This window comes from Acidovorax sp. FJL06 (genome assembly GCF_003852545.1).
Taxonomy (GTDB): Bacteria; Pseudomonadota; Gammaproteobacteria; order Burkholderiales; family Burkholderiaceae_C; genus Acidovorax.
Genome location: NZ_QAJR01000010.1, coordinates 214,922 through 228,724 on the forward strand (window position 1 = coordinate 214,922; position 13,803 = coordinate 228,724).

At 67.0% G+C, this 13,803-nt stretch carries 11 protein-coding genes; 3 read left to right on the forward strand and 8 right to left on the reverse strand.

Annotated features, from left to right (window positions below):
* Positions 1-177: 177 nt before the first annotated feature.
* Both DBV10_RS06480 and DBV10_RS06485 read right to left on the reverse strand, forming a co-directional pair.
* Positions 178-1,296: a carbohydrate porin gene (locus DBV10_RS06480; protein ID WP_124511832.1), complete on the reverse strand. Its 1,119-nt coding sequence runs from the start codon at positions 1,294-1,296 to the stop codon at positions 178-180.
* Positions 1,297-1,384: 88 nt separating this feature from the next.
* Positions 1,385-2,635: an ABC transporter substrate-binding protein gene (locus DBV10_RS06485; RefSeq protein ID WP_124511750.1), complete on the reverse strand. Its 1,251-nt coding sequence runs from the start codon at positions 2,633-2,635 to the stop codon at positions 1,385-1,387.
* A 172-nt stretch (positions 2,636-2,807) separates the two neighbouring features.
* Between DBV10_RS06485 and DBV10_RS06490 the strand changes: the two genes are divergently transcribed.
* Positions 2,808-3,527: a response regulator transcription factor gene (locus DBV10_RS06490; RefSeq protein ID WP_124511752.1), complete on the forward strand. Its 720-nt coding sequence runs from the start codon at positions 2,808-2,810 to the stop codon at positions 3,525-3,527.
* A 45-nt stretch (positions 3,528-3,572) separates the two neighbouring features.
* A complete protein-coding gene (locus tag DBV10_RS06495) occupies positions 3,573-4,964 on the forward strand; it encodes a sensor histidine kinase (RefSeq protein ID WP_124511754.1) in 1,392 nt (463 codons plus the stop codon).
* Positions 4,965-5,282: 318 nt separating this feature from the next.
* On the opposite strand, the gene tal is transcribed toward DBV10_RS06495, so the two are convergent.
* The 4 genes from tal to DBV10_RS06515 are packed head-to-tail and all read right to left on the reverse strand — an operon-like array spanning position 5,283 to position 10,608.
* Entirely contained in the window at positions 5,283-6,230 is a 948-nt protein-coding gene (tal, locus tag DBV10_RS06500) for a transaldolase (RefSeq protein WP_124511756.1), read from the reverse strand.
* A gap of 7 nt (positions 6,231-6,237) precedes the next feature.
* A complete protein-coding gene (locus DBV10_RS06505; RefSeq protein ID WP_124511758.1) occupies positions 6,238-7,320 on the reverse strand; it encodes an ABC transporter ATP-binding protein in 1,083 nt (360 codons plus the stop codon).
* Positions 7,321-7,348: 28 nt separating this feature from the next.
* Positions 7,349-9,583 carry an iron ABC transporter permease gene (locus tag DBV10_RS06510; RefSeq protein WP_233589822.1) on the reverse strand — a complete coding sequence of 745 codons (2,235 nt, stop codon included), beginning with the start codon at positions 9,581-9,583 and terminating at the stop codon, positions 7,349-7,351.
* The gene (locus DBV10_RS06515; RefSeq protein WP_124511760.1) at positions 9,583-10,608 is read right to left on the reverse strand and encodes an ABC transporter substrate-binding protein; all 1,026 of its coding nucleotides are present in this window, start codon (positions 10,606-10,608) and stop codon (positions 9,583-9,585) included. Before DBV10_RS06515 ends, DBV10_RS06510 begins: the two co-directional genes overlap by 1 nt.
* Positions 10,609-10,792: 184 nt before the next feature.
* On the opposite strand from DBV10_RS06515, the gene DBV10_RS06520 reads away from it, so the two are divergent.
* Complete coding sequence (locus tag DBV10_RS06520; protein ID WP_124511762.1) at positions 10,793-11,638, forward strand: MurR/RpiR family transcriptional regulator; 846 nt, start codon at positions 10,793-10,795, stop codon at positions 11,636-11,638.
* A 126-nt stretch (positions 11,639-11,764) separates the two neighbouring features.
* On the opposite strand, the gene DBV10_RS06525 is transcribed toward DBV10_RS06520, so the two are convergent.
* Together DBV10_RS06525 and DBV10_RS06530 are read right to left on the reverse strand one after the other, a co-directional pair.
* Positions 11,765-12,796, reverse strand: a complete 1,032-nt coding sequence (locus tag DBV10_RS06525) for an ABC transporter ATP-binding protein (RefSeq protein WP_124511764.1) — start codon at positions 12,794-12,796, stop codon at positions 11,765-11,767.
* Positions 12,793-13,797, reverse strand: a complete 1,005-nt coding sequence (locus DBV10_RS06530; RefSeq protein WP_124511766.1) for an ABC transporter ATP-binding protein — start codon at positions 13,795-13,797, stop codon at positions 12,793-12,795. Before DBV10_RS06530 ends, DBV10_RS06525 begins: the two co-directional genes overlap by 4 nt.
* Between the last annotated feature and the right edge of the window lie 6 nt (positions 13,798-13,803).

Genomic DNA, 13,803 nt, shown 5'->3' on the forward strand with positions numbered 1-13,803 from the left:
TCTCTGTTGCATACGCTCAATGCGCTTTGGGCGCCGTACGCGCTCCATGTGTTCCGTGTGCTCCATGCGTTCTCCGGCCCACGTGGCCTCGCATGAAAAAAGGGGGGTGCGCACCGAGCACCCCCCAATGAACAAAGTGTTTACCTCAAACTCACTCGCTTTCTCACTCGCTCCCGCTTACCACCACACCTCGTACTGCACGCCCACCAGCGTGCGCGAGGTCTTGCCATTGGCGCCAAAGCTGCCCGCGTTGGCCACCGCCGCCGCCTGGTTCCAGTTGGCCTTGGTCACATACAGGCGCAGCTCGGGGCGCGACCAGAAGTCTTCGTTCAGGGCCAGCGCACCCGCCAGGGTCACCTTGCTCAGGCGCTGGTCCGGCCCCGTGCCCTTGCGCGTGGTGGTAGACACCTCGGCCAGGCCCTTGAAGTTCTTGGTGAAGGCGTACGAGCCACGGCCGCCCAGCGAGAAGTCCTTGGTCTGCACGCCGGTGATGTCGGCCTTGTTGGTCTGGTAGGCAATCAATGCCTGGCCGCCAAAGGGCCCGCTCTGCCAGTTGATCGCGTCCGCGATGCGCGTGGCGGTCTTGCCCGCGCCCTTGCCGTCGATGGACTCGAACTCGCCGTCGATGCGGGCATGGCCACGCGAGGTCTGCAGGAACAGCGCGTTGCTCAGGCCTTTCACCATGAAATCCGACTGGTTGTGCGACACCGAGATGCCCGAACCCGAGCCCCCGCCCACCTGGCCGCTGCCGCCCACGGCGGTCAGCAGCACCCGCAGCTTGCCGCCGGGGTTGGTGTTGATCTCGGAGATGTCGGCATTGACGCGGTGCGCCTTCACGTTGCTGGGCAGGTGGCTGTCGAACTTGTCGCCCGTGAAGACGCCCACGCCCAGCTTGGCGCCGCCCAGGGGAATGTCGGTCACGCCCGCGCCCTGGTTGTCGCCGTAGTTCATCAGGAAGTAGTCCACGATGTGCACGTCCTGGATGCGCAGGCGGCGCTGGCCGGCCCAGAACTTGGCCTCGGGGGAGAACGAGAGGCCGCTCATCTCCACATAGGCCTGCTCGGTGCCGATGTCGCCACTGCCCCACTTGGCGGGCATGTAGTTCACCTTCCACTTCACGCCGCCCGCTTCAAAGGTGCGCGCAAAGTTGACTTCGATGCCGTTGTCGCCCTCGTTGCCCAGGCGGAACTTCTGCAGGTCGCCGCCGAGCGCCAGGTTGCCCTTGACGCCATCGGAGTGGTTGAACACCGGGCCGCCCCGCGAGTAACCGTTGAACTCAAAGCCTGCTACGTCCATAGCAAAGGCGCCATTCGCGCATGCGGCGGCCAAAGCCACCGCCGTGAGGCGGTTTCTTTTCATCATGATGGGATCCCTCAGTGGTGGTTTATTTGGTCTTCGCGGCGGTCGCGATCTTCTTCATGGCGTCGGCGACGCTCACCTTGTCGTCATTCCAGAACTGGCTGACAACGTCCTTGATCGCCCCTTCGGTGGCGGGTGCAATCGCCATGCCGTGGGCCACGCTGGGCACCAGGCCACCGCTCTTGGCGGTGTCGGCAAAATCCTTGGCCGAGGCCTTGGCACAGTCGTCGAACTTGTCCATCTTCTGGCCCGCCCGCACGGGGATGGAGCCCTTGTTCAGGTTGAACACCTCCTGGAACTCGGGGCTCATGATGGCGCCGGCCAGGTCGCTCTGGGCCTTCTGGGCCGCAGCGTCCTTGAGCTTGAACAGGATGAACGAGTCCACGTTGAAGGTGAACGACGCGGCCGTGCCCGGCGCCGCGGCGCACAGGAAGTCCTTGCCCGGGGCCTTGCCCGCCGCAATGAACTCGCCCTTGGCCCAGTCGCCCATGAGCTGGAAGCCCGCCTTGCCCTGGATCAGCATGGCCGTGGCCAGGTTCCAGTCGCGGCCGGGAGCGCCGGCGTCGGTGTAGGTCTTGATGCGGCGGAAGGTTTCGAGCGACTTCTTCATGGTGTCGCTGTTCAGCGCCTTGTCGTCGAGCTTGACCAGCGCGTCCTGGTAGAACTTGGCACCGCCCACGCCCAGCACCACGGATTCAAAGGTGGTGAAGTCCTGCCAGTTCTGGCCGCCATGGGCCACGGGCACCAGGCCGGCCGCCTTGAGCTTGTCGGCGGCAGCAAAGAACTCGTCCCAGGTCTTGGGCATGGCGGCCACGCCGGCCTTCTTCAGGGCTTCGGAGCTGGCCCACAGCCAGTTCACGCGGTGCACGTTGACGGGGGCCGCCACGTAGCTGCCCTTGTACTTCATCACGTCGGCCACGACCTTGGGCAGCACCTCGTCCCACTTTTCGGCCTTGGCCAGTGCGTCCACGTTGGCCAGCACGCCTTCGGAGGCCCATTCCTGGATGGCCGGGCCCTTGACCTGGGCCGCCGAGGGCGGGTTGCCCGAGATCACACGGCTCTTGAGCACCGTCATGGCGCTGTCGCCACCGCCGCCGGCCACGGCAAAGTCGCGCCAGGTGTGGCCCTTGCCCTGCATGATCTTCTTGAGCTCGGCGGCCGACTTGGCCTCGCCGCCCGAAGTCCAGTAGTGCAGGACCTCGACCTCCCCCGCGCTGGCCGACATCGCAGCCGCCAGGCCCACCGCCAGCGCGGCGGTCTTTGTCATCTTCCACATACCCTTGTCTCCTCGACGTTGTTTTGAATCCGTTGCTGCGCCGCGAACCCGGTGGCATCCAGCGCAGTCGGTACTTTAATTACAATAATTAATTTAACTCTCAGGGCTTTCCCTGAGAGTCGCAGAAGGCCCACACAGGGGCCGCCGCAAGGGGCTTTGATATGCTCAATCCATGGCCACGCTACTTATTGTCGAAGACGACGCCCTCCTGCTCGACGCACTCACCGGCCAGCTCCAGCAACTCGATTACAGCGTGTGCACGGCCAGCAGCGTGCCGCAGGCCATGGCCCTTTTGCAGGCCCAGGCGGTGGACGGCATCATCCTGGACCTGGGGCTGCCCGGCGCCGATGGCATGGAGCTGCTCACCTGGGCGCGCACGCACATTGCGGGCCTGCCGGTGCTGATCCTGACGGCCCGCGACGGCGTGGAAGACCGCGTGCTTGGGCTCAACGCCGGGGCCGACGACTACCTCACCAAGCCCTTCAACATGCAGGAGCTGCAGGCCCGCCTGCAGGCCATGCTGCGCCGCGCCCGGCAGCCCGCCTTCACGCAGGCCAGCAGCGCCGCGGGCGGCGCCAGCACCACCATCGGCCCCCTGGTGCTGGACCACGCCAGCCATGCGGCGGCACTCAACGGCGACCTGCTCGACCTCACCCAGCGCGAGTGGGAGCTGCTGGAGCTGCTGGTGCACCGCTGCGGCGAAGTGGTCACCCGCGACGATGTGCTCGCCGCCTGGCGCGCCAGCCCGCCCGAGCCCGGGCAAACCACGGCGGCGCCACTCAACTCCAACGCCCTGGAGGTGTATGTGCACCGGCTGCGCAAGAAGCTCGACCCGTCCAACCTGGTGATCCGCAACATCCGCGGCCTGGGCTACATGCTGGAGAAGCCGTGATGCGAGAGAGCCCCCCTCTGACGCACTTTGCGCTGGGCGGCTGACATGCGCCACGTTCCCGGCGTTTCCCTGCAGCGCAAGCTGCTGCTGTGGCTGCTGCTGCCGCAGCTGGTGCTGTGGCTCTCCGGCGGGTTTCTGGCCTGGCGCATCGCGCTGCAGAACGGCGAAAAAGGCATCGACCAGACGCTGACGCAGTCGGTGCGCGCGCTGGCGCGGCAGATCAAGCCGATTGGCGACGGGCTGCTGGTGGACTTTCCGAAGGCCGCGCAGGACATCCTGGAGCAGGACCCGGCCGACCGCATCACCTACATGGTGTCCTCGCCCCCCGGCCGCTTCCTGCTGGGCAACGCCCAGCTCCCCCCGCCACCGCCGGTCGATGTGGCCGTGGGCGAAGCGTTTCTGTACCAGGCGCGGGTGGACGACAAGCCCGTGCGTGTGGCCCTGCTGGACGTGGACTACGGCACAGCCCAGACGCGCCAGCGCCTGCGCGTGCAGGTGGCCCAGAGCCTCACGGTGCGCGAGCGCATTGCCCAGGAGCTGCTGGCGCAAATGCTGATCCCCATGGGCCTGATGGGGCTGGCGCTGAGCGCACTGGTGTATGCGGGCGTGTTGCGCGGGCTGCAGCCCCTGAAGCGCCTGGAGGCGCAGATCGAGCAGGCCGGTGCTCGCCCCCATGGCACCAGCAACCCCCTGCCCCCCATTGAGCTGACCTCGGCCCCGCAGGAGGTGCATTCGCTCGCCAGCACCATCAACCGCCTGCTCGATGCGGTGGCCCGGGGCCAGCAGAAGGAAAAGCGTTTTCTGAACGACGCCGCGCACCAGCTGCGCACGCCGCTGGCGGGGCTGATCGGCCAGACCGAGCTGGCCCTGCACGAAAGCCACGAGCCCGCCGTACAGGCGCGCCTGCACAAGGTGCTGTCGGCCGCACAGCGCAGCGCCCACCTGGTGCACCAGCTGCTGCAGCTGGCGCGCTCCGAGTCCACCGTGGACCTGCAGACCATCGACCTGGCCGCCCTGGCCCGCGAGGTGGCCCGAGAATGGGCCGCCCGCGCCCTGGCGCAGGGCATGGACCTGGGCTATGAAGGCGACGAGCAGCTCACCGTGCAAGGCCAACCCCTTCTGCTGCGCGAGGCGCTCAACAACCTCATCGACAACGCGCTGCACTACGCAGGGCCAGACGCCACCGTCACGGTGCGGGTGTCCACGGCGCCGGGCCGCAAGGCCCTGCTGGCCGTGGAGGACGACGGCCCGGGCGTGCCCCCCGAACACCTCACCGATCTGTTTGCGCGCTTCTGGCGCGGCTCCGACAAGGCCGGGGGCTGCGGCCTGGGCCTGTCCATCGTCAAGGGCATTGCCCAGCGGCACGGCGGCCAGACCATTGCCGAACCCCTGGTGCCGCACGGCCTGCGCGTGGGCCTCAAGATCCCGCTGCCATAGCGCAAAAAACAAAAGCGCCCCGCAAGGCGCTTTTGTTTGCAAGGCCGAGGCGGATCCGGCCAGCGGCTCATACCCGTCTGTGTTCAATCCACAAGAACCGTTCGGATTGAGTCCGAACGGTTTTCTCTTTTTGAATGCCCATCGGTATCAGTTATCCCTGGCGCAGCGCGCGCCACCCGCAGCAGATGAAACCGGCGCGGCCCCAGCCAGCGCCCCCGTGCAAGGGCCGCCCCGCCGCACCGGGGGCGTCCCCCTCCCGAATCGCGCAGCGAGTCGAGAGAGGGGGAAGGCGCGAAGCGCCTCAGGGGGTGCTTCACTTCAGGCCGCAAGAATCAGCTTTTCCAGCTTCACCGCATCGGCCGCAAAGGCGCGGATGCCTTCGGCCAGCTTCTCCGTGGCCATGGCGTCTTCATTGAGTGCGTAGCGGAAACCGGCCTCGTCGTAGTGCACAGCCGGCAGGTCCAGCTGGCGTGCCGCCTCGGCATTGAGCGCGGGCTGCAGCGGGGCATCGCTCGCGGCCAGCTGGGCCAGCAGCTCGGGGGCAATGGTCAGCAGGTCACAGCCCGCCAGCGCCGTGATCTGGCCCACGTTGCGGAAGCTCGCACCCATCACCTCGGTAGCGATGCCAAAGCGCTTGTAGTGGTGGTAGATCTGCGTGACCGACTGCACACCGGGGTCGTTGGCACCGCTGCGCGCGGCTTCGTCCCAGCCCGCACCGGCCTGCTTCTTGTACCAGTCGTAGATGCGGCCCACAAAGGGCGAGATCAGCTGCACCTTGGCATCGCCGCAGGCCACGGCCTGGGCAAACGAGAACAGCAGCGTGAGGTTGGTGTGGATGCCCTTGCGCTCCAGCTGCTCGGCGGCCTGGATGCCCTCCCAGGTGGAGGCGATCTTGATGAGCACGCGGTCGATGTGGATGCCTTCGGCCTGGTACAGCTCGATGATGCGTTCGGCGCGGGTCACGGTGGCGCTGGTGTCAAAGCTCAGGCGGGCATCCACTTCGGTGGAAACACGGCCCGGGATAGTGGCCAGGATTTCGCGGCCAAAACGCACCAGCAGGCGGTCGATGATCTCGTCCATTGCGCGGCCCTTGAACTGCGCCACGGTGTCTTGCAGCAGCGGCGCGTACTCGGGCTTTTGCACAGCCTTGAGGATCAGCGAGGGATTGGTGGTGGCATCCTGGGGCTGGAACTGCGCCAGTTGCTTGAAGTCGCCGGTGTCGGCAACCACGGTGGTGAACTGTTTGAGGGCGTCGAGTTGGTTCATGGCGCCATTATTCCGCATCGGCCAAGGCGCCATCGGTACCGCCCACCACCGATACCCCGTGCACGCCCAGGCCGAGCAGCACTTGGTCGCCCACGGCCAGCACATCGTCCAGGTCGGCCGACACCACGAAGATGCCGCCCAGCGCCGTCTCGAAGGTGTATTCATGCACCGCGCCCAGATAGGCCGACTTGGCCAGCCGCGCGGGCAGCAGCCCCTCGCCCTGGCGGGTGATGCGCCAGGCCTCGGGCCGCACCGCCACCTTCACCGGGCCACTGCGCACCGCCGTGCGCGGCCGCAGCAGCAAGGGCCCCAGGGACACCGTGCCGTCGGCCTGCGCCGAGGCCGGGAACAGCAGGGCCTCGCCCATGAAGCCCGCCACAAACTCGCTGCGCGGCGTTTCGTACAGGTCGCGCGGCGAGCCCTTCTGCGCAATCAGCCCCTGGTTCATCACGATGATCTGGTCGCTCACGGCCATGGCCTCGGCCTGGTCGTGCGTGACATAGGCCACCGTGAGCGACAGCCGCTGCTGCAGCGCGCGGATCTCCTCGCGCATCTCGCGGCGCAGGCGGGCGTCGAGGTTGGACAGCGGCTCGTCGAACAGCAGCACCTCGGGCTCCAGCACCAGCGCGCGCGCCAGGGCCACGCGCTGCTGCTGTCCGCCCGACAGTTCGCTGGGCAGGCGGTCGTCATACCCCACCAGGCCCACGCCGCGCAGGGCTTCCACGGCCTTGGCGCGCGCAGCGTCCTTGGCCTGGCCCGACATGCGCAGGCCATACATCACGTTCTCCACCACGTTCATGTGCGGGAACAGCGCATAGCTCTGAAACATCATGCTCACGTTGCGCTGCGCGGGGCCGAGCGTGGTCACGTCCTTGCCACCGATGAAGATCTCGCCCGCCGTGGGCGACTCCAGCCCCGCGATCATGCGCAAGGTCGTGGTCTTGCCGCAGCCCGAGGGCCCGAGGATGGTGGTGAGCGTGCCGCGCGGCACCTCAAAACTGATGCCTTTGACGGCCAGGGCCGCACTGCGGTCGGTGCCGTAGCGTTTGGTGATGTTGCGGAACACAATGCCCGCGCCGCTGTGGTTCATGGCGTGTCTTCTTTGTTCTTGAAAGGGGTCATCCGTGCGCAGCGGGGGCAGCCCCGCGCCGCCCCAGCTTGCGCTCGCCCACCAGCAGCTGAATCAGGCCAATGGAAGCGGACATGAGGATGATGAGCACCGTGCAGTACGCCAGCGCCACACCATAGTCGCCATTGCCCACCCGGCCGATGATGTAGGTGGTGGCCAGCTCGTTCTCGGCCGTGACGAGGAAGATCACCGCGCTCACGGTGGTGATGGCGCGCACGAAGCTATAGACCAGCGCGGCCACCAGCGCGGGCTTGAGCAGCGGCAGCACCACGTGGCGCAGCGTCTGCACGCTGCCTGCGCGCAGCATGACGGACGCTTCATCCAGCGAACGATCGAGCTGCTTGAACGCCGCCGTGCCCGCCCGCACGCCCACCGGCAAGTTGCGGAACATGAAGCACAGCACAATGATCAGCGCCGTGCCCGTCAGCTCGAACGGCGGCACGTTGAAGGCCAGGATGTAGCTCACGCCCAGCACCGTGCCCGGGATCGCGAAGGCCAGCAAGGCCGAGAACTCGAACGCGCCCTGCCCCCGGAACTCGGTGCGCGCCAGCAGCCAGGCAATGCCGATGCCCAACGTGGCCGTGAGTGGCGCCGAGATGGCCGCGAGCTTGAGGGTGGTGAAAAACGAGTTCCAGGCCGTGCCCGCCCACACCACGCCAAACTCGCCCCACTCCACGCTGAACGCGGTGCGAAAGTGCGCGAGCGTGATGGTGTAGTCGCGCCCCCAGGTCTGCACAAAACCGCCCGCCAGCGCGAACAGGTAGACGATGAGCGTGAACGCCATCCAGGGCAGCGCGATGGAATGCACCACGCGCCGCACGCCCGTGGGCAGCGGCATGGCAATGCCCGCATCGCCCTTGCCCGAGACGGTGGTGAAGTTCTGCCGGCCCAGCAGGCCGCGCTGGATCGCAAACACTGTGAGCGCGAAGAACGTGAGAATCCACGCCAGCGACGCCGCACGCCCCTGGTCGTACTGCGCGCCCACGATGGCGAAGAAGATCTCGGTGGAGAGCACCGAGAACTGCCCGCCCACCACGATGGGGTTGCCGAAGTCGGCCATGCTTTCGATGAAGCCCACCAGGAAGGCATTGGCCAGGCCGGGCTTGAGCAGCGGCAGCGTGACGGTCATGAAGGTCTGGTGCGGGCTGGCGCGCAGCGTCTGCGCGGCCTCTTCCAGACTGGGCGCCACGCCCTGCACCACGCCGCGCATGATCATGAAGGCGATGGGCGTGAACGCAAAGGTCTGCGCCACCCACACCCCCAGCCAGCCGTAGAACCAGCGTGTGGGCGTGATGCCAAACGCGTATTCGAGAAACTGGTTGAACACGCCCGCACGGCCAAACAGCAGGATGAGCCCCAGGCCCACCACAAAGGGCGGCGTGATGATGGGCAGCAGCGCCACGATGCTGAGTGGCCGGGCATAGCGGCGCGAGGCGCGCTCGGCCATCAGCGCCATGAAGGTGCCCAGGAGCGTGGTGCTGGTGGCCGTCATGAGGCCGAGGAACAGCGTGTTCCACGCCACGCCACAACGCTGGCCGCCACCCAGGCAGGCCAGGCCAAAGTTGCGCTCGTGGGCAATGCGCTCCCACATCACCCCCAGCGAGAACGGGCCGTCTTCCAGAAAGAACGCGGCCAACAGCGCCTTGAGCACCGGGAACACGATGAACAGTGCCAGCAGGCTGCCGCAGCCCAGCACAGCGGCGGCCACAAACAAATCGCCCTTGAAAAAGCCGCGCCGCGCAATGCCAAATGCCATCAACACCAGCAGCGCCGACAGCACCACAAAGCCGCCCCAGCCCATGCCCGGTTGGCGAGCGCCCAGCTCGCCCAGGCTGGTGTTCATCCAGTCAAAGGCCCAGCCCCGCGCGCCGATTGCAAAGCCGCTGAGCAGCAGGGCAACCAATCCCAATGCACCACCCGCCACCAGCACGGCGCCCTGCCTGCGGCCTGCGGGCAAAGCCGCACCCACCCCAGCCATGACCAGACCCACCAGGCCCAGCCACAGCCAGGGTCGGCCGAACTGTGCCGCCTGCCACAGGCCATTGGCCGCCTGCTCGGCCCCAAACACCTGGCCCACGGCCAGCAGGCCGTTAGCGTCCTGCTGCGCATACCAGGGCAGCAGCAGGTAGCCCAGCACCCCGATCAGCACCCAGGCCCAGAGGGGCCGGTTGGCCGTGCCCGCCCGCCAGGGGGAGCCCCCCATCGCATCCGTCGCGGCCACCATCAGCGCGCCGCGTTCTGGACTTCTTTCTCCCAGCGCGCAATCAGGCGACGGCGCTCGGCGCTGGCGCCGTACTTGGCATAGTCGTAGTTGATGAGCTTCATCTTGGCGGGGTCGGTCATGCGCGGGTCCTTGGGCACCTGCGTGTTGCTGGGCAGCTGGAACTGCTTGGCCGCCAGGCCAAACTGCTGGCCGCCGGGCGTGAGCGCCCATTCATAGAACTTCTTGGCCGCCTCGGTGTTGGGGCCGTTCTTGACGATGCTCATGGAGCCCACCTCGGCCCCCGTGCCTTCGGACGGCGTGACCGAGCCCACGGGAAAGCCGTTGACCGCTTCGGTGGTCACGTCGTGCACGAAGCTCACCGAGATGGTGGTCTCGCCGCGCGCTGCGGCCTTGACCGGTGCGGTGCCCGAACGCGTGTAGGTGCTCACGTTGGGATGCAGGGCCTTGAGGTAGTCAAACGCTTTTTCCTCGCCCATGATCTGCACCAGCGTGGCGATCATGGTGTAGGCCGTGCCGCTCGATGCGGGGTTGGCCATCTGCACCTCGCCCTTGAACTCGGGCTTGAGCAGGTCGGCCCAGGACTGCGGGGCTTTCAGCTTGCGCTTGGCCAGCAGCTCCGTGTTGTAGCCAAAGCCCAGTGGGCCCAGGTACACGCCCACGGTGCGGTACTTGGAATCGGCCGCCTGCTTCTGCGCCCAGGGGTAGAGCTGCGCGAGCTGCGGCGATTTGTATTCGAGCGTGAGGCCCTGCTCCGCCGCCTGCAGGTGCGGATCGCCCGTGCCGCCAAACCAGATGTCGGTCTTGGGGTTGGCCTTCTCTGCGTTGAGCTGCGCCAGCGCCTCGCCCGAGCCCTTGGCCGTCATGTTGACCTTGGTGCCCGTGGTCTTGGAGTACACGGTGGACATCAGGTTGCACCACTCGGCCTGCACCGAACAGATGATGTTGACCTGGCCTTGCGCGAAGGCGCCAGAGGCCAGCAGGGCCAAGGTGGTGGCCGCCAGGGTGTTCTTGGTGAGCGTGCGCATCAGGGTTGCTTTCGTTGAAATATGACAGTGTAGTTACAGGCCATCCTAGGTCCGGCCCACGGCCCCGGCCATCGGGATAACACGCAGGGCGCAGCCGCACTCCTGGTAACTCATAAGCCACCAAAAATGAAACGCAGTTACCATTTCCTTCTCTACCGCCGCCTCCACCAGGAAACCTGCCCCCATGCTTGACCGCATTACCGCTTCGCTCTCGTCACTGGCCCCCGCTGAGCAGCGTGTGGCCAAGCTGGTGCTGGCCGACCCCCGCACCTTTGCCCGCTTGCCGGTGCGCGAACTGGCCGAGCGCGCGCATGTGAGCAAGCCCACGGTGGTGCGCTTTTGCCGCAGCATGGGCTATGACGGGCTGGCCGACTTCAAGCTCAAGCTCGCGGGCAGCGTGAGCGAAGGCGTGCCCTTCATCCACCGCAGCGTGGACGCCGATGACAAGACCGGCGACGTGCTCGTGAAGGTGGTGGACAACGCCGTGGCCGCCTTTCTGCAATACCGCAACGCTGCCAGCACCGTGGCCATCGAACGCGCGGCCGAGGCCATTGCCGCCACCTGGAAGACGGGCAAGCGCATCGAGTTCTACGGCGTGGGCAATTCGGGCATCGTGGCGCAGGACGCGCAGCACAAGTTCTTCCGCCTGGGCGTCACGTCCATCGCCACCAGCGACGGCCACATGCAGGTGATGAGCGCCACCCTGCTGGGCCCCGGCGACTGCGCGGTGATCATCTCCAACTCGGGCCGCACCCGCGACCTGATGGACGCCGCCGACATCGCCCGCCGCAACGGCGCCACGACCATCGTCATCACCGCCAGCGGCTCGCCCCTGGCCAGCACCTGCCAGATCCACCTGGCCGCCGACCACCCCGAGGGCTACGACCGCTACAGCCCCATGGTGTCGCGGCTCATGCACCTGCTCATCATCGACGTGCTGGCGACCTGCGTGGCGCTGCGCATCGGCAGCCCGCTGCAACCGATCCTGCAGCAGATGAAGGACAACCTGCGGGCCAAGCGGTATGCGTGAGTTTCAAGCGCTTTAAGCCTTGAGCGCTTACTGGACAAGCGCAAACCGCTATCAATTCAGGAGTTAAAAAAAACAATGGGCGCCCTGTCTGGCGCCCATTGCTCGTGGGTCACAACCCGCGCAGGCTCAAATCCGCCCCTCCTCCACCGCGTGGCACGCAATGCGGATGCCGCCAATGCTCTTGAGCTGGGGCCGCTCGGTGCGGCAGCGGTCGTTCACATGCGGGCAGCGGGGGTTGAACGCGCAGCCCGGCGGCGGGTTCAGCGGGTTGGGCACTTCGCCCTGCACGGGGGTGCGCGCCTTGCCGGTGTCGTGCATCTTGGGGATGGCATCGAGCAGCATGCGCGTGTAGGGGTGGCGCGGGGTGTCAAACAGCGTGTGCTTGTCCGCCAGCTCCACCAGGCGGCCCAGGTACATCACGCCCACCTGGTCGCTCACGTGGCGCACCACGGCGAGGTTGTGGCTGATGAACAGGTAGGTCAGGTGCCGCTCGCGCTGCAGGTCCTTCATGATGTTGAGCACCTGGGCCTGCACCGACACGTCGAGCGCCGAGGTGGGCTCGTCGCAGACCAGGAACTCGGGCTCGGTCGCCAGGGCGCGCGCGATGGAGATGCGCTGGCGCTGGCCGCCGGAGAACTGGTGCGGGTACTTGACCATGTCCAGCGGCGACAGGCCCACCGACTGGAGCAGCTCGCCCACGCGCTGCTTGAGCTCGGCCTTGTCGGTGATGAGACCGTGCTCCTTGAGCGGCTCGCCGATGATGTCTTCCACCAGCCAGCGCGGGTTCAGGCTCGCGTACGGGTCCTGAAAGATCATCTGGATGCGGCGGCGCATGGCCTGCGCGTCATTGCCCTTGAAGGCGGCGTGCGCGTCCTGGCCATCAAACGTGAGGCCGCCGCGCGTGGGCTCGTACAGGCCCACCAGCAAACGGGCCACGGTGCTCTTGCCGCAGCCGGACTCGCCCACCAGGGCCAGGGTCTTGCCCTTCTCGATCTCGAAGCTCACACCGTCCACCGCGTGCAGCAGGGTGCGGGGCTTGCGTTCGATCACGCGGTTGAGCCAGGGGGCCGACACGTCGAAGGTCTTGGCCAGGTCGTGGGCCTGCACCAGGGCCTTGCCCTTCACGGGTGCGGAGGGGGTGGTTGCGGCGGCGCTCATGCGGTCACCCCGGCTTTCGTGGCAGCGTGGGTGGTTGTGGACGCACCGGCGTGCAGCCAGCAGGCGGCACGGGTGGAGCCCGCTGGCATCAGTTCAGGGCGTTCGGTCATGCAACGGTCAAAGGTGTTGGGGCAGCGGGGGTTGTAGGCGCAGCCCTTGGGGATGGCGTTCAGGCGGGGCATGGCGCCGTCGATCTGGTTCAGGCGCTCGCGGTCCTGCTCCATGTCGGGGATGGAGGCCATGAGGCCGCTGGTGTAGGGGTGCGAGGGCTTGTTGATCACGTCGTGCACCGGGCCGATCTCGGCCACGCGTCCGGCATAGAGCACGGCCACGCGGTCGCAGGTCTCGGCGATCACGCCCATGTCGTGGGTGATCAGCATCACGGCCGCGCCGCGGGATTTGCAGATGTTTTTCAGCAGCGTGATGATCTGCGCCTGGATGGACACATCGAGCGCCGTGGTGGGCTCGTCGGCCACGATGAGCTTGGGCTCGGCCGCCAGGGCCAGGGCGATCACCACACGCTGGCGCATGCCGCCGGAGAACTGGTGCGGGTAGTGGTCGATGCGCTCCTCGGCCGCCGGAATGCCGGTGTCCTTGAGCAGCTGGATGGCCCGCTGGCGCGCCTCTGCGGCGTTGACCGGCAGGTGGGCCAGGATGGTCTCGGTGAGCTGGCGGCCCACGGTGTACAGCGGGTTCAGCGAGGTCAGCGGGTCCTGGAAGATCGCGCCGATGCGGCGGCCGCGGATGTGGCGCATTTCCTCGTTGCCGAGGTTGTCGATGCGCTGGCCTTCCAGCAGGATCTGGCCCGAGGCCACGCGGCCTGGTGGCTCCAGCAGGCCGATGATGGCCGCGCCGGTGAGGGATTTGCCAGCGCCGGACTCTCCCACCACGCCCAGGATCTCGCCGGGTGCGATGGAAAAGGAAATGTCGTCCAGGGCGCGCAGGGTGCCGCGGCGGCCCGGAAATTCGACAACGAGGTTTTTGACTTCTAGGAGGCTCATGGGGTC

Excerpts from the sequence above, each read along its gene's own strand:
- DBV10_RS06510 (WP_233589822.1), bottom strand. The coding sequence starts at position 9,583 with ATGGTGGCCGCGACGGATGCGATGGGGGGCTCCCCCTGGCGGGCGGGC.
- DBV10_RS06525 (WP_124511764.1), bottom strand. The coding sequence starts at position 12,796 with ATGAGCGCCGCCGCAACCACCCCCTCCGCACCCGTGAAGGGCAAGGCC.
- DBV10_RS06480 (WP_124511832.1), bottom strand. The coding sequence starts at position 1,296 with ATGGACGTAGCAGGCTTTGAGTTCAACGGTTACTCGCGGGGCGGCCCG.
- DBV10_RS06505 (WP_124511758.1), bottom strand. The coding sequence starts at position 7,320 with ATGAACCACAGCGGCGCGGGCATTGTGTTCCGCAACATCACCAAACGC.
- DBV10_RS06495 (WP_124511754.1), top strand. The coding sequence starts at position 3,573 with ATGCGCCACGTTCCCGGCGTTTCCCTGCAGCGCAAGCTGCTGCTGTGG.
- DBV10_RS06520 (WP_124511762.1), top strand. The coding sequence starts at position 10,793 with ATGCTTGACCGCATTACCGCTTCGCTCTCGTCACTGGCCCCCGCTGAG.
- DBV10_RS06515 (WP_124511760.1), bottom strand. The coding sequence starts at position 10,608 with ATGCGCACGCTCACCAAGAACACCCTGGCGGCCACCACCTTGGCCCTG.
- DBV10_RS06490 (WP_124511752.1), top strand. The coding sequence starts at position 2,808 with ATGGCCACGCTACTTATTGTCGAAGACGACGCCCTCCTGCTCGACGCA.
- DBV10_RS06530 (WP_124511766.1), bottom strand. The coding sequence starts at position 13,797 with ATGAGCCTCCTAGAAGTCAAAAACCTCGTTGTCGAATTTCCGGGCCGC.
- tal (WP_124511756.1), bottom strand. The coding sequence starts at position 6,230 with ATGAACCAACTCGACGCCCTCAAACAGTTCACCACCGTGGTTGCCGAC.
- DBV10_RS06485 (WP_124511750.1), bottom strand. The coding sequence starts at position 2,635 with ATGTGGAAGATGACAAAGACCGCCGCGCTGGCGGTGGGCCTGGCGGCT.